The organism is Pseudomonas sp. PARCl1, assembly GCF_947311875.1.
Lineage (GTDB): Bacteria > Pseudomonadota > Gammaproteobacteria > Pseudomonadales > Pseudomonadaceae > Aquipseudomonas > Aquipseudomonas juntendi.
This window is the reverse complement of record NZ_CAMZMX010000029.1, coordinates 35,917-57,736: the sequence shown is the minus strand read 5'-3', so window position 1 is coordinate 57,736 and position 21,820 is coordinate 35,917. Positions and strand designations below refer to the sequence as shown.

Genomic DNA, 21,820 nt, shown 5'->3' with positions numbered 1-21,820 from the left:
GCACGCGACGCGGTGACAGGTAGGGTCGCCTGGCTGCCGACCTTGCTCAAGGGGCGCCCACGCCAGCGCCAGGACCTGTGCTGGCAGCAACGCCGGGCCAGGCCTGCCGAACTGTGGTTGGTGATCGTCGATGCTTCGGCTTCAACCCGCCGCCACCAGGCCCTGGCGCAAACCAAGGGGGTGTTGGCAGCACTGTTCGATCAGGCTTATCGCCAGCGTGCTCGCCTGGCGCTGCTCACGGCCAGCGGGCGCACGCCGCAGTGGCAGCGCCATGGCCTCAAGGCGTCGGCGGCCTTGCAGCCATGGCTACAGGCATTGGGGGCTGGCGGGGGCACGCCACTGTTCGCAGCCCTGGAGCAGGCCCGGCATTGGCTGCAGGCACGCCAGCGTGCACACCCGCAAGAAGTGCTGCGCTGCCTGGTGTTTACCGATGGGCGCGTGCAGCACAGCAACACGGTCCAACCCATGCCTTGTGCCACGCTGTTGGTGGACATGGAACTGGCACCGGTACGGCTAGGGCGTGCCCAGCGCCTGGCCGAGCAATTGCAGGCGGATTATCAGCACTTGCACCACTTCAAGCTGGCGTATTGAAGAGGGGCACTGCGGCACAATGTCGCAAGTGACAAAGTTGTCAGGCCTGCACGATGAAAGTTGCACAAGTGCGTGGCGCTGCACGCACTTGTTATAAACGCCGGTATTATTTCGGCATCGACCAAGGTTGCAGGTCGTAACCTTTTTCGCACAATTCGGCGCGCACTTCCTCGATCAGGCTGGCCCACTGCGCGGGGTCGGAGTAGATGCGCGAAGACACCTGCTTGGCGCCAATGCGGGTGTTGGTCCGGTCGATCACTGCCAGGCTGAGTTCACCAGTGCCATTGGGGGCATCCCAGGCTACGCACTGGAAGGGTTCGAAGGCGTGGTCGGCAATCAGCAGTGCTTCGTTGACACGGAGCGGGGCATTCATGGTTCGGTCTCTCTATGGTCCCAAACAGCGAAGTAAGTCCGCGTTGCTTCAAAGTCGCCTCAGGTGCGCGAAGTGCAGCGCGGGGTTATGTGTACTGATGCTCGCTGTGCGGTAGCAAGTCACACATTGCGAATAAATTTTTTGCCAGGGCTATCTCCGTTAGTCCCTGCGCCGCCATGTGATGTCGTTAAAGTGCGAAAATTCCCGTGGGCGTTTGTAAAAAAATGCGTCGGCAGACGGACGGTACTGGGCAGTGTCAACTTCGTTGCTACTGTTAAACGGGCGCCACAACTTGCTGTTTTACTTTAAAAAAAATCAAACAATGGCGCCAAGGATCGGTCATGCAACAGCCTGCCGCGCAACGCCGTTTGCTGATCGTCGACCCCTGCGACGATTGCCACCGCCTATTGCCGGGCCTGCGCAACGCCGGCTGGGATGTCGACAGCTGCATGCTCGCCGCCGCACTGGACCACCCCTGCGATGTGGGCCTGCTGCGCTTGCAGGCCGCGCACCTGCGGCACCCGGACGCGGTCAAGGACATGATCAAGCGCAGCAACACCGAGTGGATCGCCGTGCTGAGCGCCGACCAACTGCGCATGCCAGCCTTCGGTGACTTTGTCTGTGAGTGGTTTTTCGACTTCCACACCTTGCCGTTCGACGTCTCGCGCGTGCAGGTCACCCTGGGCCGGGCGTTCGGCATGGCGCGCCTGCGCGGCAAGGGTGCGGTCAAGGTCGATGAAGCGAACGACGAGTTGCTCGGTGACAGCCGGCCGATTCGCGAACTGCGCAAGCTGCTGGGCAAACTGGCGCCTACCGAATCACCTGTGCTCATCCGCGGTGAAAGCGGCACTGGCAAGGAGCTGGTGGCGCGCACGCTGCACCGCCAGTCGCAGCGCAGTGATCAGCCGTTCATCGCCATCAACTGTGGCGCCATCCCTGAGCATTTGATCCAGTCCGAATTGTTCGGCCACGAGAAAGGCGCTTTTACCGGGGCGCACCAGCGCAAGGTCGGGCGTATCGAAGCGGCCCACGGCGGCACCTTGTTCCTGGACGAAATTGGCGACTTGCCGCTGGAACTGCAGGCCAACCTGCTGCGCTTTCTGCAGGAGAAGCACATCGAGCGGGTAGGCGGCAGCCAGCCAATACCGGTGGATGTGCGGGTGTTGGCGGCGACCCACGTGGACCTGGAACGGGCCATTGAGCAGGGGCGTTTTCGCGAAGACCTGTATTACCGCCTGAACGTATTGCAGGTGGTGACAGCACCGCTGCGCGACCGGCACGGCGACTTGTCCATGCTGGCCAACCATTTTGCCCATTTCTACAGCCTGGAAACCGGGCGCCGGCCGCGCTCCTTCAGTGAACACGCCTTGGCAGCCATGGGCCACCATGACTGGCCGGGGAACGTTCGCGAGCTGGCCAACCGCGTACGCCGCGGGCTGGTGCTGGCCGAAGGGCGGCAGATCGAGGCGCAGGACCTGGGCTTGCAGTTGCACGACCAGGAACAGCAGCCGTTAGGCACCCTGGAAGAATACAAGCACCGCGCCGAGCGCCAGGCCTTGTGCGATGTGCTCAACCGGCACAGTGACAACCTGAGCATGGCTGCCAAGGTGCTGGGGGTTTCGCGGCCGACGTTCTACCGCTTGTTGCACAAGCACCAGATACGCTGAGCGTTACACCACGGCACCTGGGCGAACATCACCCAGGGCCGAACCCCTCAATGCGGCCCGCGCGGGATGGTCTTGAGCAGGTCTTCGGGGCTGATGTGCCCAACCACTTGTGCAACCGCGCTGCCCGGTGTCGGCAGGTCGATGATATGGCTCTTCATCTTGCCGATCACATGCATCTCGCACGGCTTGCAGTCGAATTTCAGCGTCAGTACCTCGTCGCCCTGAATCAGCTGCATGGGCGCGACCTTGGTGCGTACGCCGGTGACACCCTTGGCCTGCTTGGGGCACAGGTTGAAGCTGAAACGCAGGCAGTGCTTGGTGATCATCACCGGCACCTCGCCGTGCTCTTCATGGGCCTCGTAGGCGGCGTCGATCAGTTGCACGCCATGGCGGTGGTAGAAGTCGCGAGCCTTCTGGTTGTACACGTTGGCCAGGAACGACAGGTGCGACTCGGGGTACACCGGCGGCGGCGTGGTCTCGGCCTTGCGCGCGCCGCGTGGGTGGGCCTGTACCCGCGCGGCGGTCAGTGCCTCGATGGCCTCGCGGCGCAGGGCCTTGAGCTGCGAGTTGGGGATGAAGTACGCCTGCGGGGCGTCCAGCTCGATACGGTCGGCGTGGTACATAGTGGTACCCAGCTGGCCGAGCAGGTCGTGCAGTTGCTCCAGTGCCTGCTGGGGCTTGTTGGCGACGCCGAACGGGCCCTCCAGGGCTACCTGCACACTGACCCCTTCCTCGCTGCTCAGGGTCAGCAGCAGGCGTTGCTCGCGCAGCACCGCGTGCCACTCCACGCCCACCCGGCGTTCGGAGGACGTGCGCTGCAGGGCCTGTTGCCAGTTGTGGTCCAGGTTGCGCGACAACGGGTGGTTGGGGCGCAGCTTGTGCAACCCTTCGGGCATTTCATTGGGCTCGACGCGGTAGCGGTAGCGTGCTTGGCCGTCTTCTTCAAACTCGCCACGGGGCTCGGCGATGTTGGCGCGAAAACCCAGCACTTCGCGTTTGACCAGCACATTCAGGCCGTCGCCGTTGGTCAACGGCACGTCGGTCACCACGTGCAGGTCGCGCTTGCCGACCTTTTCCACAACGCCCACCGGCAGGCCGGTGAAGGTTGGCGAGTCGAATGCGCCGATATCGACCTTGCGGTCGGTGACGAAGTAGTCGGTGCTGCCGCGGTGGAAGGTCTTGTCCGGGTCGGGCAGGAAGAAGTGCTCGGTGCGCCCGCTGGAAGCGCGGGCATAGTGCGGGCGGCCTTCCAGGATGGCGTCCAGTTCCTTGCGGTAGTGGGCCGTGATGTTCTTCACATAGCCCATGTCCTTGTAACGCCCTTCGATCTTGAACGAGCGCACGCCGGCATCGACCAGGTCGGCCAGGTTGGCGGTCTGGTTGTTGTCTTTCATCGACAGCAGGTGTTTCTCGAACGCGACCACGCGGCCCTGGTCATCCTTCAGGGTGTAGGGTAGGCGGCAGGCCTGCGAGCAGTCGCCACGGTTGGCGCTGCGCCCGGTTTGCGCGTGGGAGATGTTGCACTGGCCGGAAAATGCCACGCACAGTGCACCATGGATGAAGAACTCGATGGCCGCGTCGGTTTCGGCGGCGATGCTGCGGATTTGCTGCAAATTCAGCTCGCGGGCCAGCACCAGTTGCGAGAAACCGGCCTGGTCGAGGAATTTCGCCCGCTCCAGGGTACGAATGTCGGTCTGGGTGCTGGCGTGCAGCTCGATCGGCGGGATGTCCAGCTCCATCACCCCCAGGTCCTGCACGATCAGTGCATCGACACCGGCGTCATGCAACTGGTGGATCAGCTTGCGCGCCGGCTCCAGCTCGTTGTCGTGGAGGATGGTGTTGATGGTGGTGAACACGCGCGCATGGTACCGATGGGCGAACTCGACCAGTTCGGCAATGTCGCTGACTTCGTTGCAGGCATTGTGGCGCGCGCCGAAGCTTGGGCCGCCGATGTAGATGGCATCAGCGCCGTGCAGGATCGCCTCACGGGCGATGGCCACGTCACGCGCAGGGCTGAGCAGTTCCAGCTGGTTCTTTGGAAGGGACATGTCGTTGTATTTTCGGGCTGTCACGGGTTAGGCGCGCATTGTAGCGGCGAAACGGGCTGGCGGCACCCTTGGGCTGCCCGAAGGTGTGCAGCCAGGGTGCGAGGGGGCGGCAACGACGGCCGGTCAGCGCTTGGCGGCCATCGCCGTCACTTCGACGCGCATGCCGTCGAACGCCAGGGCGGCCACGCCAACGGCGGCACGTACCGGCCAGGGTTTGCTGAAGAAGCGCTGGTACACTTCGTTGAATGCCGCGCGGTCGGCCATGTCGGTCAGGTAGATGGTCAGGTGCAGCACGCGGTCCATACCGCTGCCGGCTTTTTCCAGCGCCACTTTCAAGGCCTGCAGGGTGCACTCGCTTTGCGCGACGATGCCACCCAGCTCCAGGCTGCCGTCGGCACGGGTCGGGATCTGGGTGGTGACCAGCACGCCGTTGTACTCGGCGACGTCGGAAGAAATCGAGTCGGCGTCCGGGTCGGGGGTATAGATGATGTCTGCTTGAGCCATGGTGTGGTTTGCCTTGCAACGGAAGGAAACGGCAAGCCTACGCGAGCGCAACGCACCGGTCGAGCGCACCCCGGCGTTTGTAAAGCGCGGCGTTCACCGGCAGAATCGCGGCCGATTGCCAGACCAGAGGTTTACGTTGAACGAACAGACTTTGTCCCGGCGCCTGGAGCGCGTGGCTGCCTATGTGCCGCAGGGCGCGCGCCTGGCCGACATTGGCTCGGACCACGGCTTCCTGCCGGTGGCGTTGATGCTGCGCGGGGTGATCGAGGCCGGGGTGGCCGGTGAGGTGGCGCAGGTGCCGTTCGCCTCGGCCCAACGCACGGTGAGCCGCAACGGCCTGGAGGCCTCTGTGGCCGTGCGCCTGGCCGATGGCCTGGCAGCCATCGAGCCACAGGACCGTATCACGGTGGTCAGCCTGTGCGGCATGGGCGGCGACACCATGTGCGCCATCCTGCAGGCAGGCCCGCAGCGCCTGGCCGGCGTCACCCGCCTGGTACTGCAGCCCAACGGCGGTGAGCGCGAACTACGCCAGTGGCTGGCCGGCAATGGCTACCGGATCGTCCACGAGGAACTGCTGCGGGAAAACCGCTTCGACTACGAGATCATCGTTGCCGAGCCGGGCAGGGCGGTGTACACCGCTCAACAGCTGTACTTCGGGCCGTTGCTGATGCAGGAAAAAAGCGCGGCGTTCCTGGGTAAATGGCAGCGCATGCTGCGCCAGAAGCAGCACACCCTGGCCAATTTCCAGCGGGCCCGGGGCGCAGTGCCGCAAGCGAAGATAGACGACTTCAACCAGCAGGTAGGCTGGATAACGCAGCTGCTGGCCTGAGTCACTGTTGCGGGCAGTTGCTCATCTCGCGGTAACTGATTTCGTGCTTCTGGTCATGGTGGTCGAGGTACACCATGTGAGCGGTGCCGATCTGGCAGTCGCCGACGTTGCTGGGCGGGGTGATGGAAATCACTTTGGCCACATCCAGGTGCATGCCGTATGCATAGTTGCTACTGGCTGGCTGATCGTTGCCCGTGGCGGCGAGGGATGCGCACGAAGCCATGGCAGCGAAAATGGCGATTATAGCGAGGGAGGGTTTCATGGCTGGCTCCTTTTACAATGTATAACTAATGATGTATTCAAAGGCCTTACACAATAAATGGGCTAAGTTGTGATAGATTCCTGCCTTTAACGTAACAATAACACCCAGTAAGGAGCTCACTTTCATGGACATGCTGCATGCCATGCGTACCTTCGCCCGTGTGGTGGAATGCGGCAGCTTCGCGGCGGCCGCCAACGCCTTGGACATCTCTGCGGCACAGGTTTCGCGCATCGTGGCGGAGCTGGAAAACCAGTTGCAGACCCGCCTGTTGCACCGCACCACCCGGCGCTTGCGCATGAGCGAGGCCGGCGAGCGGTTTCTCGAGCGGGCGCGGCAGATCATGCTGCTGACCGAAGAAGCGGTGGGCGAGGCCCGTGGTGCGCACCTGACGCCGCGTGGGCGGTTACGTCTACACTGTCCCCATGGCCTGGGGCTGTTGCTGATGCCGCTGGTGGCCGGCTACAACGCGTTGTGCCCGGAGGTGGTGATCGAGCTGACCCTCTCACAGCGCAACCCCGACCCGCTGGCCGAAGGGCATGATGTGGTGATTACCGTTGACGGCGCGTTGCCCGATTCGCAGCTGATCGCCGTGCCGCTGGGCAATATCTTCAGTATCCCCTGCGCGGCTCCGGCCTACCTGGAAGCCAATGGCGTACCGGAAAGCCCCGAAGACTTGCACGGCCATCGTTGCCTGCGCATGTCGTACCCCCTGTACGAAGGTGACTGGGTGTTCCCGCAAGGGGTCGACCAGTGTGTGATCGTACCGAAGGACGGTTTCTCCACCAATGTTGCCGATGCCATGCTGGTGGCCAGCGAGTTGGGCATGGGCATAGGCCTGTTGCCGTTCTACACCGCCAGCCAGGCGATCGGGCAGGGGCGGCTGTGCCGCCTGTTGGCGCCGTATCGGCTGCGCGAGAGTGCGCTGTATGCAATTTACCCGTCACGGCACTACCTGGATGCCAAGGTGCGTACCTGGATCGACTACCTCAAGGAGCAGTTGCCAGCGCTGTTCGAAAGGCACGCCGAGCTGGTGGACGACGCCCGCTACTGGCGCTAGGTGGGCAGAGCCTGGCGCCAGGGCTCGGTCGTCGACCTACTAAAGCGTGTAGTGCTTCAGCTCCCGCGCAATCAGCATGCGCTGGATTTCGCTCGAGCCTTCGTAGATCTGGGTGATCCGGGCATCGCGGTAGTAACGCTCTACCGGGTAGTCTTCCAGGTAGCCGTAGCCGCCATGTACCTGGATCGCCATCGAGCACACCCGTTCGGCCATTTCCGAGGCGAACAGCTTGGCCTGGGATGCCTCTGACAGGCACGGCCTGCCGGCGCTGCGCAGGCGCGCAGCATGCAAAATCAGCAGCCGCGCGGCGTTGACCTGCACCTGCATGTCGGCCAACAGGTTGGCGATGCTCTGGTGCTCGTTGATCGGCTTGCCGAATTGCACACGGTCCCGTGAATAACCCAGCGCTGCTTCGAACGCCGCACGGGCGATGCCCAGCGCTTGCGCGGCGATACCGATCCGGCCCCCTTCAAGGTTGGACAAGGCGATGGCCAGGCCCTTGCCGCGCTCGCCCAGCAGGTTGGCGGCCGGTACACGGCAGTTGTCGAACGTGACCGCGCAGGTATCAGAGGCGCGGATGCCCATCTTGTGTTCGCTGCGGTCGACTTTGAAGCCCGGGTTGTCGGTAGGCACCAGAAAGGCCGACAGGCCCTTCTTGCCCAGGTCCGGGTCGGTTACCGCAAACACGATCGCCAGGCCGGCACGCCGGGCATTGCTGACGAACTGCTTGGCGCCATTGATTACCCATTGGCCGTCTACCAACTCTGCGCGGGTCCGCAGGTTATGCGCCTCGGAGCCGGCTTGCGGCTCGGTCAGGCAGAAGCAGCCGATCACTTCACCCGTGGCCAGGCGCGGCAGCCATTGCTGCTGTTGGTCGGCCGTGCCATATGCCAGCAGCGGGCCGCAACCCACGGAGTTGTGAATGCTCATCATCGCCCCGGTGGCGCCACAACCGGCGGAAATTTCCTCTACCGCCAGGGCATAGGCGACGTAGTCGGTGTAGCTGCCGCCAAAATCTTCGGGCACGACCATGCCCAGCAGGCCCAGTTCGCCCATCTTGCGTACCACGTCGTCATCGATCCAGCCGGCCTTTTCCCAGGCCTGGGCGTACGGGGCGATTTCGCCACGGGCAAAATCGCGCGCCATGTCGCGGATCATGATCTGTTCTTCGCTCAGTTCCAGGTCTTGCATCGGTGTACTCCCGGGCTCACAGGCCTTCGAAGAATTGGTCGACCCGCTGGCGTTGCAGTGCAGCCAGGGTGGGTGGGTTCCAGCACGGTTGCTTGTCCTTGTCGATGATCAGGGCGCGTACGCCTTCGATGATATCGCCATGCTGGAACCACTGGCGGTCCAGGTGCAGCTCCATGGCAAAGCACGCCTCCAGGTCCCGTTGGCGGCCCCGGCGCAGCATCTCCAGCGTAACCGCCATGGCCAGCGGTGAGCGGCTTTCCAGCTGATCGGCAGTGGCCATGGCCCAGGCGTGGCTGTCGCCAATGCTGACTGTGCGCAATTGCTCGACGATGGCCGGCAGGTCGGGCAGGGCGAAGAAGTGGTCGATGACCGGGCGCAGCTTTTCCAGCGGGGCATCCTCCAGCACCTGGCTACCTAGCCTGGCCAGCAGGCCCTGCAGGTCCTTGAGCGGGTGGTCGCCGAAACTCAGCTGGTCCAGGCCTTGATCCAGGGCGGCGAGCTGGTCGCTGGCCAGGTACCAGTCGGCCAGGCCGCAGTACAGCGCATCGGCGGCCTGCACCTGTGCGCCGCTCACCCCCAGGTAGATGCCCAGCTCGCCAGGGAGGCGCGACAGAAAATAACTGCCGCCCACGTCGGGGAAATAGCCAATGCCGACTTCGGGCATACCCAGGCGGCTGCGCTCGGTCACCACACGCAGGTCACAGCCCTGAGCCAGGCCCATGCCACCGCCGAGGGTGAAGCCGTCCATCAGCACCAGCACCGGTTTGCGGTAACGGTGGATGGCCAGGTCGAGGGCATACTCCTCGACGAAAAAGGTCTCATGCAGCGTATCGCCGGCCTTGAAGCTGTCGTGCAGCGAGCGGATATCGCCACCGGCGCAAAAACCCTTGGGGCCTGCACCGCGCAGCACCACCGCCCGTACGTGCGGGTCCCGGGCCCACTGTTCCAGGTGGTGGCGCAGGCTACGGACCATGTCCAGGGTAAGGGCATTGAGGCCGGCGGGGCGGTTCAGTGTCAGGTGGCCGACCTGGTTGCGGACCTCGGCCAATACATGGTCGGTGGCCGAGGTGTAAGCGTGCGCAGTCATTGCCTTCTCCCTGCTTTGTTATTGATTTTCCAAGTGAAGTCTGGATTTCGCTGGAGGATCTGGCGATCCTTGCATGCGAATTTGCCTTGTACAATCGACAAATCTGCAGGGGGAATCTGCATTTTTGCGTGCCTGGCAGTGTTGCCACTCTAGCAAGGTTTGAGGTTTACCGGATTGGCTTGGTGGATGGGCGCCGATGTTCTTGGTGTTTTGGTCCACCAGATTCACGATCATTAACCTTAGCGTAACGATCCACCGCCGAGCTTGATTGATGCCCGGCTGGCCCCCGCCCTAAGGTGGCCCCACGACAGCGAACCCGTGGAGTCACCATGACAACAACACAGAATCCACCGCCGCAATGGTCGCGACGGCGTGCCGAAAAGCAACGCCGCCTCGATCAGGTCCGCCACCTTGCCGACGGTGCGGTGCTGCCCAGCGAGCGTATCGTCGAAGCACTGGAGCTGTTGCTGGCCCCCGGCGACCGGGTGGTGCTGGAAGGCAACAACCAGAAGCAGGCCGACTTCCTCTCGCGTTCGCTGGCCAAGGTCGACCCTGGGCGCCTGCACGACCTGCACATGATCATGCCCAGCGTCAGCCGTGCAGAGCACCTGGACTTGTTCGAGCGCGGCATCGCCCGCAAGCTGGATTTTTCCTTCGCGGGGCCACAAAGCCTGCGCATTGGCCAGTTGCTTGAAGACGGCTTGCTCGAAGTCGGCGCGATCCACACTTATATCGAGCTGTACTCGCGGCTGCTGGTCGACCTGATCCCCAACGTGACCTTGGTGGCAGGCTTCATGGCCGACCGTGAGGGCAACCTGTACACCGGGCCCAGCACCGAAGACACCCCAGCGCTGGTGGAGCCGGTCGCGTTCAGCGACGGTATCGTCATCGCCCAGGTCAACCAGCTGGTCGACCGTGTCGATGACCTGCCGCGGGTCGATATCCCGGCATCATGGGTCGATTTCGTGGTGGTTGCCGACCAACCTTTCTACATCGAACCGCTATTCACCCGCGACCCGCGTCATATCAAGCCGGTGCATGTGCTGATGGCGATGATGGCCATTCGCGGCATCTACGAAAAACACCAGGTGCAGTCGTTGAACCATGGCATCGGCTTCAATACCGCTGCCATCGAGCTGATCCTGCCCACCTACGGCGAGTCGCTGGGGCTCAAGGGCAAGATCTGCCGCAACTGGACCCTCAACCCGCACCCTACGCTGATCCCGGCTATCGAAAGCGGTTGGGTGCAAAGCGTGCATTGCTTTGGCACCGAGCTGGGCATGGAGGACTACATCGCCCAGCGGCCCGATGTGTTCTTCACCGGCCGTGACGGTTCACTGCGCTCCAACCGCATGATGTGCCAGCTGGCCGGGCAGTACGCCGTGGACCTGTTCATTGGCGCGACCCTGCAGGTAGACGGCGATGGCCACTCGTCGACAGTCACCCGCGGCCGCCTGGCCGGCTTTGGCGGGGCGCCGAACATGGGCCACGACCCCCGGGGCCGGCGCCATGCAACGCCGGCCTGGCTCGACATGACCGTGCCGAAAACCCTGCTGGAGCGCGGCCGCAAGCTGGTGGTGCAGATGGTCGAAACCTACCAGGAAGGCGGCAAACCGACCTTCGTGGAAACCCTCGATGCGGTGGCCGTGGCGAAAAAGGCCGGCATGCCGCTGGCCCCGGTGATGATCTACGGTGACGACGTTACCCACCTGTTGACCGAAGAGGGCATTGCCTACCTGTACAAGGCCCGCAGCCTGGAAGAGCGCCAGCAGATGATTGCCGCTGTGGCCGGGGTTACCGCCATCGGCCTGCGGCATGACCCGAAAGACACTGCGCGCCTGCGCCAGCAAGGCCTGGTCGCATTGCCCGAAGACCTGGGCATCCGCCGCACCGACGCCAGCCGCGAGCTGCTGGCAGCGCGCAGCGTTGCCGACCTGGTTGAATGGTCCGGCGGCCTGTACAACCCGCCGGCACGGTTCAGGAGCTGGTGATGAAAGCACACGACTTGCGCCTTGAACCTGTTACGGTCCCTGTGGGCGCGGGGTTACCCGCGAAGAGGCCAGCCCACACAACCCGGATTCAACTGCCAGACCACCTGGCCGACTTGGCCGTGGAAGCCCTGATCGACGAAGCCGAACTGTCCCCCAAACCCGGCCTGGTCGACCGCCGCAGCAACGGCGCTCACACCGACATGACCCTGGCCCTGATGCACGCCTCGGCCCTGGCCCTGTGGCCCTGCCTGCGCAACATGGCTGCAGCCGCGCAAACCATTGGCACCATCGGCCAACCCCTGCGCGCCAGCTTGGGCCAGCTCGGCCGTGAAGGCGAAGCCGCGATGCTGGCCGCGACCCATGGGGTCAACACCCACCGCGGCGCTATCTGGGCCCTGGGCCTGCTGGTCGCCGCCAAGGCCCTCTACCCCGATGCCAGCGCCAGCACGGTGGCCGCGCGGGCCGGGCGCATCGCCCTGTTCGACGACCCGGCCATGCCGCAGCAGCACAGCCATGGCCTGCAGGTGCGCCAGCGCTATGGCAGCAGCGGTGCCCGCGAACAGGCGCAACAAGGCTTCCCTGCAGTTATCGGCCACGGCTTGCCACACCTGCAACGCAGCCGCGCCAGCGGTGCCAGTGAGGCCAACGCCCGGCTCGATGCCTTGCTCGCCATCATGGCCGTGCTCAGCGATACCTGTGTGCTGTGGCGCAGCGGCCCTGCCGGGCTGGCCGCCGTGCAGCAGGGCGCCCGCGCGGTACTGGGTGCCGGGGGCAGTGCCACCCTGGCCGGGCGCCGCCACCTGCGTGCGCTGGACCAGCAACTGCTGCAACTGAACGCCTCACCGGGCGGCGCCGCCGACCTACTGGCCGCCTGCCTGTTCCTCGACAAAGCCGGGAGCCTGTGACATGGAAACCCTGACCTTCGATTTCCCCGCCGCCGAACCAGGGCGTGGCCGCACGCTGGTGGGCTGTGTCAGCTCCGGCGACCTTGAAGTACTGATCGAACCCGGCACCGCCGGCCACCTGCAGATCCAGGTGGTGACTTCGGTCGATGGCAGCGCCGCGCGCTGGGCGCAACTGTTCCAGCGCCTGTTCGAGGGCCGCGCCTGGCCGGCCGTGAACATCGACATTCATGACTTCGGCGCCACCCCGGGGGTGGTCCGCCTGCGCCTGGAACAAGGCTTCGAGGAGATCGCCCATGACTGACACCGCACGCTTGCTGCGCAGCCGCAGCTTCGTAGAACTGGGTGCCCGGCAGCGCGCCCGCGCCGTGCTCGACCCGGGCAGTTTCCGCGAGCTGCTCGGCCCCTTCGACCGGCTGATGTCGCCTTGGCTGCCCTTGCAGGGCATCGTGCCGCAGGCTGACGACGGCGTGGTCATCGCCAAAGGCACGCTGAACGGGCGCAATGCGGTGGTCGCCGCTATCGAGGGCGGCTTCCAGGGCGGCAGCATGGGCGAGGTGGGCGGCGCCAAGATTGCCGGGGCGTTGGAGCTGGCCATCGAAGACAACCGCAATGGCATCCCCACGTGTGCAGTGCTGCTGCTCGAAACCGGCGGTGTGCGGTTGCAGGAAGCCAACCTTGGCCTGGCAGCGATTGCCGAAATCCAGGCGGCGATTGTCGAACTGCGGGCCTGGCAGCCGGTGATCGGGCTGATTGCAGGTTCCGTCGGGTGCTTCGGCGGCATGTCGATCGCCGCTGGCTTGTGCAGCCATTTACTGGTCACCCGCGAGGCCCGCCTGGGCCTGAACGGGCCTCAGGTCATCGAACAGGAAGCCGGCATTGCCGAGTATGACGCCAAGGACCGGCCGTTCATCTGGAGCCTGAGCGGCGGCGAACAGCGCCATGCCAGCGGGCTGGTCGATGGCTATGTGGCCGATGACATCCAGGCGCTGCGCGACTGCCTGCTGCAACTGCTCGACTCGCCTGGCGCTGACCGCGCCCGGCAACACGCCTGGTACCTCGAGCGCCTGGCCCGGCTGGGCGCCGAGTGCCCGCAACTGGACGCTGCCGCTGTGCGTGCCCTTTACCAAGGAGAAGCCCAATGAACCGTGCCATGAACTGGTTGCCGGGCCTGGCGGGCGGCCAACCCTTGCCGGGCTACCCGGCGTCGTTGCAGGTTATCGATGGCGAACTGGACAACCGCCTGGCGCGCTTTATCGCCGTGGTCCCCGACCCCGCCAATCCGTTCCCCCGCGCCCGCGGGGGCGAAGTCGGCCTGCTGGAGGGTTGGGGCCTGGCCAAGGCCGTGAGCGACGCGGTCGACGCTGACAGCCAGGGGCACAAGCGCGCAATTGTCGCGGTAATCGATGTGCCCTGCCAGGCCTACGGTCGCCGTGAGGAGGCCTTGGGTATCCATCAGGCCTTGGCTGGCGCTGTGCAGGCTTACGCCCAGGCCCGGCTGGCCGGTCACCCGGTAATCGGGCTGCTGGTCGGCAAGGCCATGTCTGGCGCTTTTCTTGCCCACGGCTACCAGGCCCAGCGCCTGATCGCCCTGGACGATGCCGGGGTAATAGTGCATGCCATGGGCAAGGCGGCAGCCGCGCGGATTACCCTGCGCAGTGTCGAGCAACTGGAAGCGTTGGCCGCCGAGGTGCCGCCCATGGCCTATGACCTGGCCAGCTATGCGTCACTGGGCCTGCTGTGGCGTCGGTTGACGGTGGCCAACGCCGAAGCGCCTGGCAGCGCCGACATTGCCCGGGTGCGTGCCTGCCTTGCCGACGCGGTCCGCGATATTGGCAGCTCGACCGACCTGTCGTCGCGGCTGGCGGGCGAACACCGCAGTGCCTCGCGGCAAGTGCGTGAGCAACTGCGCCGCCAATGGCAGGGGGCCTGAGGTGAACGCGCCACGCCCCCATGACCTGCTGTGGGGCATGCCCACTTCGGCCCTGCCGGCCGACGCGCCGCTGTGGGCACGGGAAGTGTTGGCCGGCGGCCAGCCGGTGGTCGTGCGCCGCGCGGTGTGTGACGCCGGCTGGGTCGCCGTGGGCGTACGTGGCCAAGGGCGGGTGCAGCGCCTGGCAGCGTTGATGCGGGTTGGCGACATTCAACGCCAGCAGGCCCCCGAAGCCTTGCAGCGGCCAACACAGCGCGCCTGGCCAGCATTGCAGGCCCTGGCCTGGGTAGCGCCAATGCTCGATGCCTGCGGCCTGGCCTGGGGGCCGACAGGTGGCGTGGGTTACCAGATTGCAACGGGTATTGACGTGCTGCACGCCGACAGCGACCTGGACATACTGGTACGCACGCCGCAACCGCTGGCGCGTATACAGGCCCGCACGCTGTTGGCGACGCTGGCCGCCGCGCCATGCCGTATCGATGCGCAGCTGGAAACCCCGGGCGGGGCTGTGGCGTTGCGCGAGTGGGCCGGTTTCGCCCAGCGCGTGTTGCTCAAGTCGCCCGTGGGGCCATGCCTGTGCGAAGACCCGTGGGCTGTACGGGAGCGTGCCGCATGAGCACTCTGTTCGCGTTCCCGGGCCAGGGTGCCCAGCAGGTGGGCATGTTGCAGCGCCTGCCCGAAGGCAGCGCGCCGGTGCTGGAGGAGGCCAGCGATGCCCTTGGCCAGGCCGCACTGGCGTTGGACAGCGAGCACGCCCTGCAGTCGACCCGCGCCGTGCAGCTGTGCCTGCTGCTCAGTGGCGTGGCCTGGGCGCGCTGGTTGATGCAGCGCAGCCCAGGGCCGGATTGCGTGGCGGGCTTGTCGGTCGGCGCCTATCCGGCGGCAGTGGTGGCCGGTGCTTTGGGCTTTGCCGACGCTGTGCGCCTGGTTGCCCTGCGCGGCGAACTGATGCAACGGGCCTATCCGCGCGGCTATGGCATGACTGCGCTCAGTGGCCTGGAGCTGGCCAGTGTCGAGCGCTTGCTCGGCGAGGTGGGTGGCGAAGTGTATGTCGCCAACCTCAACAGCGAGCAGCAGATCGTCATTGCCGGCAGCGAAACGGCGATGGCGGCGGTGGCGGCCCGCGCGCGCAGCCTGGGCAGGGGCATCGCGCGCCGGCTGGCAGTCAGCGTGCCATCGCATTGCCCGTTGCTGGCTGGCCCGGCAGCCGAGCTGGGTGCGGCCTTCGCTGCGGTCGAACTGCAGCGGCCACGTATCACTTACCTCAGTGGCAGCAGCGCACGGGTGATAGTCGACCCGCAGCGCCTGCGTGACGATCTGGCCGGCAACATGGCGCGCCGGGTGGACTGGCGGGCGGCGTTGCGCAATGCCTATGAACGCGGCGTGCGCCTGCACCTGGAAATGCCGCCTGGCAGCACGCTCAGCGGCCTGGCCCGGCCGGTGTTCGAACAGGGCAGGGTGCTGGCGGTGGAAGGCACCCGATGGGACAGCCTGGATGCGCTGCTGCGCCAGGAGGTGGCGGACCGGCGATGATGGCGGGCATCGCGCCGGCTGGCACGGGCTACGCCCGCCAATGAAGCCAGTGCGGCGCTTGCGGGTTTACCGATGGCGAAGAACAACAACAAGCAACTTCGACACTACCTGAGGACAACAACAATGATCATCTATGGTGTGGCACTGCTGGCGGTCTGTACGCTGGCTGGGGTTATCGTCGGCGACTTTCTGGGCGTACTGCTGGGCGTCAAATCCAATGTAGGCGGGGTCGGCATCGCCATGATCCTGCTGATCTGCGCACGCCTTTACATGCACCGTCACGGTGGCATGAGCAAGGAGTGCGAGTTCGGTGTGGGGTTCTGGGGGGCCATGTACATTCCGGTCGTGGTGGCCATGGCGGCGCAACAGAACGTGGTCACCGCCCTGCACGGCGGGCCGGTGGCGCTGCTGGCTGCAATAGGTGCGGTGCTGGTGTGCGGTGCGACCATTGCACTGATCAGCCGCAGCCACCGCGGCGAACCGCTCCCCGCGGTCGAGGCGCCACCCCAGGCCAATGGGCATGCTGCCCCTGCAGGAGGGCGCTGAACATGTGGCCGATCATTGATAATGCCTTGGAACATAACGGCCTGATCACTGCCTTCGCGGTGGTGGGCGGCATCATGTGGCTGTCGGTGTTGTTGTCCAGGTACCTGACCTTCGGCCGCGTGCACGGCTCGGCCATCGCCATTGTCATCGGGCTGGTGTTGGCCTGGGTGGGCGGTACCCTCACAGGCGGCCAGAAAGGCCTGGCCGACATGGCGCTGTTTTCCGGCATCGGCCTGATGGGCGGGGCCATGCTGCGCGACTTCGCCATCGTTGCCACGGCGTTCGAGGTGCAGGCCACCGAGGCTCGCCGTGCCGGGATGATCGGCGCGGTGGCGCTGCTGCTCGGCACGGTCTTGCCATTCATTGTCGGGGCGGGCGTGGCGTACGCCTTTGGTTACCGCGACGCGGTGAGCATGACCACCATTGGTGCCGGCGCCGTGACGTACATCGTCGGCCCGGTGACCGGCGCGGCGCTGGGTGCCAGTTCGGACGTGATGGCCCTGTCGATCGCTACCGGTTTGATCAAGGCGATTCTGGTGATGGTATTCACCCCGGTATCGGCCCGTTTGCTGGCGCTGGACAACCCACGCTCGGCAATGGTGTTCGGCGGTTTGGCGGGGACTGTGTCGGGTGTGACCGCCGGGTTGGCGGCGACGGACCGGCGGCTGGTGCCTTATGGGGCACTGACCGCCACGTTCCATACCGGCTTGGGGTGCCTGATGGGGCCGTCGATCCTGTACTTCTGTGTGCGAGGGTTGGTGGGGTAGACAACCGGGCTGCATGGCAGCCCGTTGGCTCAGTGGGCCTGGCTCTGGGCAGCCGGTGCAGGGTCGGCGGGCTCCAGCGGCGGGTGCTCTTGCGCGGCATGCATCAGGTCTTCGGTTACCCGCAGTTCGGCACCGGTGGGCGAGAACGTGGTCGAGGCGGCGAAGGGCGCCGGGTGTTCTGCCGCCGGGCGCTTGCCACGGCGCCACATGAAGAAGCACAGCATCGCCAGGTTGACCACGGCAAACGCCCAGAACAGTCCGGCCTCGCCAAACTCGGTCATCATCGGCGAAATGGCCACCGGTGCCATGGCCGAGCCCAGTGAGTTGATCAGCAGCAAACCCTGGATCATCGGCACCAGCGCATCGGACGGTGCGCGGTCGGCGGCATGGCTGACCGCGACCGGGTACAGGGTGAACACGCCACCGCCCAACAGGAACAGCATGGCCGGCAGCAGGAACGAGTCCGAGGGCAGGAACACCGTGACCAGTGACAGCACAACGCACAAGGCGGCCAGCGCCAGCAGTACGTCCAGGCGGTCTTTGCGGTCCGACCAGCGCCCGACCGGGTACTGCAACAGCATGGCGCCAAGGATGACCCAGGCCATCATGTTGCCGACTTCGCCCACCTCCAGGCCGATGCGTTGCAGGTACAGCGGCAACAGGGCATAGATGCCGGCGATGGCGACGCCCGAGCCGAAGCAACCCACCAGGCCCGAGGGGGCCACGCCCAGCAACTGCCGGGGCTTGAGGGGTTCGACCTGCTCTAGCAAGGGCGATACCCGCGGCAGGATCACGATGGGCAGCACCGACAGCGCGGCGAGCACGCCGGCCAGCATGAACGGCGCGGTATCGCCCAACTGGGTGATCTCCCCCAGGCCGGCCTGGGCGATGACCCCGGCGCCATAGAAGGCGATCATGTACAGCGCCAGCAGGCGGCCGCGGATTTTCGCGTCGCCGGCCAGCAGCAGCCAGCTTTCGATCACCAGGAACACGCCCACGGCGGCCCAGCCGTTGATCAGGCGCAGCACCGACCACCAGGTCACGTCGTAGAACAAGCCCTGCAGCAAGATGGTCACGGCAATCAGCGAGGCGAAGCTGGTATAGGCGCGAATGTGGCCGATGCGCAGGATCAGCCGGTCGTTGAAGATGGCGCCCAGTGTGAGGCCGATGAAGTAGGTCGACGAAACGATGCCAATGGTGGTGGCAGACTCACCGGCAGCGCCCAGGCGCAGGGTGGTGAGGGAAGACATGAAGCCGTTGCCCAGGGCGATGATGAACAGCCCGAGCAGGGGCGCCAGCGCCATGGCCAGCAAACGCGGAGACATAGGTACCTCTGGTTGGATGAGCGGAATGAGCGCCTTTTCGGACGCGCACACCGGCTCGACCCCGCAAGGGGCGAGTAGCTGCACGGATGCGACCTGGGCAAGACTCAACCGCTGGGCCGTAGGGGATGGGGCCGGGCGGGGAGGGTTGAGCCTATTTCACATGGTGGGCATGTGTTCAGGCACGGACTCTGTCATTGCTGCTGGTTGCCACCGTTGACGGCGACGGGCGAAAAGGAAGCGCGATTCTACGGGGTTGCGAGGGTTTGCCCAAGGGGCCTGGCCCTGCGACGAGACGCCGCAGGCAGCCAGGCAACTGCGCCCGGCAGCTAACGCTGCACCCGGGTATCGATACTGACCACCACCGACATCCCCGGCCGCAACTGCCGGGCGGGTGGCTGGCCGGCATCCACGGTGATCCGTACCGGTATCCGCTGGGCGATCTTGACGAAGTTGCCGGTGGCATTGTCGGCCTGCAGCAAGGCGAACTCCGAACCGGTGGCCGGCGAAATCTGCTGCACGTGCCCGTACAGCTTCAGGTGGTTCAGCGCGTCCACGGTAAAGCTCACGGGTTGGCCGATGCGCACATTGGCCATCTGGGTTTCCTTCATGTTGGCGATGACCCACAGGGTGTCGGGCACCAGCGCCATCAACTGTGCACCTGAATTGACATAAGCACCCAGGCGCGTGCCGATCTGCCCCAGTTGGCCGTCACGCGGGGCGGTAACCCGGGTGTTGTCGAGGTCGATGCGCGCCAGCTCCACGGCGGCCTTGGCGTTTTCCACGGCCGCTTCGAGCGCAGCCCGGTTGACCACCACGGTCTCCCGGTCCTGGCGGGCGATTTCCAGCGCGGCCTTGGCCTGGGCCAGGCTGGCGACGGCAGCTGCCTCGTTGGCGCGCGTCACGTCCAGTTCACTGCGGGAAACCGAGCCGTCGCTGACCAGCGCCTGATTGCGGCGCAGGTCGGCCTTGGCTTTGGCCGCCTGGGCCTGGGCATCGCCAATGGCGGCCTGGCGCTGGGCAATGGTGGCTTCGGCGCTCTTGCGCTGTTGCAGGTTGTTGGCCAGGGCTGCCTGTTGCTGCTGCAACTGGGCGAGGGCCTGGGCCAGGCGCTGCTTGTAGATACGGTCGTCCAGTTGCACCAGCAGGTCGCCGGCCTTGACGAACTGGAAGTCGTGCACGGGCACGTCGACGATGTAACCACTGAGCTGGGGGCCGATGAGGGTGACCTGCCCGCGCACCAAGGCGTTTTCGGTGCTTTCGATGGCACTGCTGAAGGGCGGCAGGCGCCAGGCATACAGCACCAGCAGAACACCTGCCAGGGCCACCGCGGCAAAGCAGATCGAGGACAGCAAGCGCACCCGCCGCGTGCGTACCGGGCTACCCGGTTCGCTGGGGGGCGTTGCGCCTTCCGGGGTTTCAGCGATGGCGGTGGTGGTCGTGGTACGGGTGTCGTCGGTCATCGGGTGGGCACACCAGAGGTGGAGTCGGTGGTGGTGGCCTGGCGTTTCGAGTACCAGAGCCAGGTGCTACGGATGCAGATCCAGATCATGGTCAGTATGGCGATGCTGCCGATCAGTACGAACACATCGTTGTAGGCCATGACATTGGCTTCGCGGCTGGCGGCCGTGGCCAGCAGGCGCATGCCGGCTTCGGTGCGCAGGGCCGGGTCGGCGAGGATGCCATTGTAGGCTGCTGCACCGCTTTGTACGCGGGCATTGACCAGTGGTTCCAAATAACTCAGGTGGTCCATCAGGTGGCTGGAATGGAACTTCTCCCGCCAGGTCTGGAAGGTGCCGAGCAGTGCCGCGCCAATCAGGCCGCCAACGTTGTTGCAGATGCCGAACAGCACCGAAAAGCTCACCAGGTTACGGGGGTTGGCGCGCACATGGCTGATACCCAGGGCCATCGACGGCCCCAGGAAGAAGGTACTGCCAAAGGCCAGCAGAAACTGGCTGAAGTACATTTGTGCCGGGCGCGTGAGGTTGCTGGAACCGCTGTCGATGAATGCACCGACGGCCATGGCCAGCAAGGAGACGAACAGCGGGATGATCAGGTGGTTGGGATTTATGGTCAGGGCACTGCTGGCCAGGCCCGCCACGGCACCCAGCAGCATGATCCAGTACAGGCTGCGCATCTGCTCGCTGCTCATGTTCAAGGCCTGCAGGAAGCCTACCGCCCCAGTGGATTGCTCCGAGGTGACCATGCGGATCAGCACCACGCACAGGGCCAGACGGATGATGGCGCCACTGCCAAGCCAGCGGGTCATCAGCAACGGGTTGCGGCGGTTGTGTTCGATGGCCAGGCCGCTGAGCATCAGCGCAATCGATGCCGCCAGCGCCACGCCGAGCCACGGGGCCTCCAGCCACCAGTCGATGCGCCCCAGCGACAGCACGGCACAAAGCAGGGCGGTACCGCTGGCCATCAGGGTGAAGGTCAGGAAGTCCAGTGGCTCGAAGGTTTTGAAGCGGTCACCGGGCGGCAGCTTGAGCAGCAGGACACAGCCCAGTGCCGCCAGGGCCAGGCCGAGTTCGAACAGGTACAGCCCGCGCCATTCGGCTATTTGCAGCAAGTCTTCGGAAAAGATCCGCGCCAGGGGTAATGCCAGCTGCGAAGCGCCCAGGCCCAGTACCATGGCCTTCAACCGCCATTGGGCGGGGAAGGCCTGGATCATGTAGTACAGCCCCAGCGAGCTGAGCGCCGCCCCCACCATGCCGTGGGCCGCGCGCACGGCGATGGCCGAGTTGAGGTCGTTGACCAGCAGGTGGGCGAAGGTGACCAGGACGTATAGGACCAGGAACACCTCGGTGAAGGCGCGCAAGCCGAATTGTTGGCGGAATTTAACCAACAGCAGGTTCATGGACACGTTGGTCATCACGTAGGCCGCTGGCAGCCACGCCATTTCCGCCGTGGTTGCACCTAGCGCGCCTTGCAGGAACATCAGGTTGGCGGTGACCAGCGCGTTGCCCAAGCCACCGGTAATGGCTACCAGCAGGCCGACCACGCCATACGCCAGGCGTTTGGCTGGCGAATGCAAAGGCGTGGAGGGGGAGCCTGGCAGGGTGGGCTTTTCGTGGGGTAGCCACGCGTGTGGGGCGTATTTGTCCATGGGGCAGACTGTACTTGAGCGGCGCTTGGTGCTGCTAGGTGCAGGCTTTGGTTTTGAGCATATTGTGCGTTGCCGGTAGCACCGTATTCGCGGGTGGCACAGAACCCG

22 protein-coding genes are annotated in these 21,820 nt (G+C 65.2%); 13 read left to right on the top strand and 9 right to left on the bottom strand.

Going from position 1 to position 21,820, the window contains the following annotated elements; genetic code table 11:
- Positions 1 to 12 precede the first annotated feature (12 nt).
- A complete protein-coding gene (locus QME24_RS16145) occupies positions 13 to 591 on the top strand; it encodes a VWA domain-containing protein (protein WP_054904769.1) in 579 nt (192 codons plus the stop codon).
- A 106-nt stretch (positions 592 to 697) separates the two neighbouring features.
- On the opposite strand, the gene QME24_RS16140 is transcribed toward QME24_RS16145, so the two are convergent.
- On the bottom strand, positions 698 to 964 hold the full coding sequence (locus QME24_RS16140; RefSeq protein ID WP_009686703.1) for a hypothetical protein: 267 nt from the start codon (positions 962 to 964) through the stop codon (positions 698 to 700).
- Positions 965 to 1,305: 341 nt separating this feature from the next.
- Here QME24_RS16140 and QME24_RS16135 point away from each other — a divergent pair, with 341 nt between their 5' ends.
- Positions 1,306 to 2,631, top strand: a complete 1,326-nt coding sequence (locus tag QME24_RS16135) for a sigma-54 dependent transcriptional regulator (protein WP_054913470.1) — start codon at positions 1,306 to 1,308, stop codon at positions 2,629 to 2,631.
- Positions 2,632 to 2,678: 47 nt separating this feature from the next.
- Here QME24_RS16135 and QME24_RS16130 read toward each other — a convergent pair whose 3' ends face one another.
- Entirely contained in the window at positions 2,679 to 4,679 is a 2,001-nt protein-coding gene (locus QME24_RS16130) for a U32 family peptidase (RefSeq protein ID WP_054904759.1), read from the bottom strand.
- A 123-nt stretch (positions 4,680 to 4,802) separates the two neighbouring features.
- Positions 4,803 to 5,183 (bottom strand): RidA family protein, encoded by a 381-nt coding sequence (locus tag QME24_RS16125; RefSeq protein ID WP_054913469.1) that lies wholly within the window; start codon positions 5,181 to 5,183, stop codon positions 4,803 to 4,805.
- 136 nt (positions 5,184 to 5,319) lie between these two features.
- Here QME24_RS16125 and QME24_RS16120 point away from each other — a divergent pair, with 136 nt between their 5' ends.
- Positions 5,320 to 6,012, top strand: coding sequence for a tRNA (adenine(22)-N(1))-methyltransferase TrmK (locus QME24_RS16120; protein ID WP_054904768.1), 693 nt, complete (start codon positions 5,320 to 5,322; stop codon positions 6,010 to 6,012).
- Position 6,013: 1 nt separating this feature from the next.
- Here QME24_RS16120 and QME24_RS16115 read toward each other — a convergent pair whose 3' ends face one another.
- Complete coding sequence (locus QME24_RS16115; protein ID WP_054904757.1) at positions 6,014 to 6,274, bottom strand: DUF2790 domain-containing protein; 261 nt, start codon at positions 6,272 to 6,274, stop codon at positions 6,014 to 6,016.
- A gap of 124 nt (positions 6,275 to 6,398) precedes the next feature.
- On the opposite strand from QME24_RS16115, the gene QME24_RS16110 reads away from it, so the two are divergent.
- Complete coding sequence (locus tag QME24_RS16110; RefSeq protein WP_029887230.1) at positions 6,399 to 7,331, top strand: LysR family transcriptional regulator; 933 nt, start codon at positions 6,399 to 6,401, stop codon at positions 7,329 to 7,331.
- 39 nt (positions 7,332 to 7,370) lie between these two features.
- Here the strand turns inward: QME24_RS16110 and QME24_RS16105 are convergent, their stop codons facing one another.
- Together QME24_RS16105 and QME24_RS16100 are read right to left on the bottom strand one after the other, a co-directional pair.
- The gene (locus tag QME24_RS16105) at positions 7,371 to 8,522 is read right to left on the bottom strand and encodes an acyl-CoA dehydrogenase family protein (protein WP_192440141.1); all 1,152 of its coding nucleotides are present in this window, start codon (positions 8,520 to 8,522) and stop codon (positions 7,371 to 7,373) included.
- A 16-nt stretch (positions 8,523 to 8,538) separates the two neighbouring features.
- Positions 8,539 to 9,609, bottom strand: coding sequence for an enoyl-CoA hydratase/isomerase family protein (locus tag QME24_RS16100; protein ID WP_192440140.1), 1,071 nt, complete (start codon positions 9,607 to 9,609; stop codon positions 8,539 to 8,541).
- A gap of 329 nt (positions 9,610 to 9,938) precedes the next feature.
- Here QME24_RS16100 and mdcA point away from each other — a divergent pair, with 329 nt between their 5' ends.
- From mdcA to madM, 9 genes are all read left to right on the top strand, one after another.
- Positions 9,939 to 11,600, top strand: a complete 1,662-nt coding sequence (mdcA, locus tag QME24_RS16095; RefSeq protein WP_280091109.1) for a malonate decarboxylase subunit alpha — start codon at positions 9,939 to 9,941, stop codon at positions 11,598 to 11,600.
- Positions 11,600 to 12,505: a triphosphoribosyl-dephospho-CoA synthase gene (locus QME24_RS16090; protein ID WP_280091110.1), complete on the top strand. Its 906-nt coding sequence runs from the start codon at positions 11,600 to 11,602 to the stop codon at positions 12,503 to 12,505. The genes mdcA and QME24_RS16090 overlap by 1 nt, the downstream gene beginning before the upstream one ends.
- Position 12,506: 1 nt before the next feature.
- Positions 12,507 to 12,806, top strand: coding sequence for a malonate decarboxylase subunit delta (locus QME24_RS16085; RefSeq protein ID WP_009686716.1), 300 nt, complete (start codon positions 12,507 to 12,509; stop codon positions 12,804 to 12,806).
- Positions 12,799 to 13,647 carry a biotin-independent malonate decarboxylase subunit beta gene (locus QME24_RS16080; RefSeq protein WP_064314480.1) on the top strand — a complete coding sequence of 283 codons (849 nt, stop codon included), beginning with the start codon at positions 12,799 to 12,801 and terminating at the stop codon, positions 13,645 to 13,647. The genes QME24_RS16085 and QME24_RS16080 overlap by 8 nt, the downstream gene beginning before the upstream one ends.
- Positions 13,644 to 14,435 (top strand): biotin-independent malonate decarboxylase subunit gamma, encoded by a 792-nt coding sequence (gene mdcE, locus QME24_RS16075; RefSeq protein ID WP_280091111.1) that lies wholly within the window; start codon positions 13,644 to 13,646, stop codon positions 14,433 to 14,435. The genes QME24_RS16080 and mdcE overlap by 4 nt, the downstream gene beginning before the upstream one ends.
- 1 nt (position 14,436) lies before the next feature.
- Positions 14,437 to 15,051, top strand: a complete 615-nt coding sequence (locus tag QME24_RS16070; RefSeq protein WP_280091112.1) for a malonate decarboxylase holo-ACP synthase — start codon at positions 14,437 to 14,439, stop codon at positions 15,049 to 15,051.
- Complete coding sequence (gene mdcH / locus QME24_RS16065; protein ID WP_192440135.1) at positions 15,048 to 15,968, top strand: malonate decarboxylase subunit epsilon; 921 nt, start codon at positions 15,048 to 15,050, stop codon at positions 15,966 to 15,968. The genes QME24_RS16070 and mdcH overlap by 4 nt, the downstream gene beginning before the upstream one ends.
- Before the next feature lie 123 nt (positions 15,969 to 16,091).
- Positions 16,092 to 16,514, top strand: coding sequence for a malonate transporter subunit MadL (gene madL / locus QME24_RS16060; RefSeq protein ID WP_009686721.1), 423 nt, complete (start codon positions 16,092 to 16,094; stop codon positions 16,512 to 16,514).
- Between the two features lie 2 nt (positions 16,515 to 16,516).
- Positions 16,517 to 17,281, top strand: coding sequence for a malonate transporter subunit MadM (madM, locus tag QME24_RS16055; protein ID WP_009686722.1), 765 nt, complete (start codon positions 16,517 to 16,519; stop codon positions 17,279 to 17,281).
- A 29-nt stretch (positions 17,282 to 17,310) separates the two neighbouring features.
- Here madM and QME24_RS16050 read toward each other — a convergent pair whose 3' ends face one another.
- From QME24_RS16050 to QME24_RS16040, 3 genes are all read right to left on the bottom strand, one after another.
- Positions 17,311 to 18,606 (bottom strand): MFS transporter, encoded by a 1,296-nt coding sequence (locus QME24_RS16050; protein WP_009686723.1) that lies wholly within the window; start codon positions 18,604 to 18,606, stop codon positions 17,311 to 17,313.
- A 326-nt stretch (positions 18,607 to 18,932) separates the two neighbouring features.
- The gene (locus QME24_RS16045) at positions 18,933 to 20,066 is read right to left on the bottom strand and encodes an HlyD family secretion protein (RefSeq protein ID WP_235767746.1); all 1,134 of its coding nucleotides are present in this window, start codon (positions 20,064 to 20,066) and stop codon (positions 18,933 to 18,935) included.
- Positions 20,063 to 21,712, bottom strand: a complete 1,650-nt coding sequence (locus tag QME24_RS16040) for an MFS transporter (protein WP_280091114.1) — start codon at positions 21,710 to 21,712, stop codon at positions 20,063 to 20,065. Before QME24_RS16040 ends, QME24_RS16045 begins: the two co-directional genes overlap by 4 nt.
- Positions 21,713 to 21,820 lie beyond the last annotated feature (108 nt).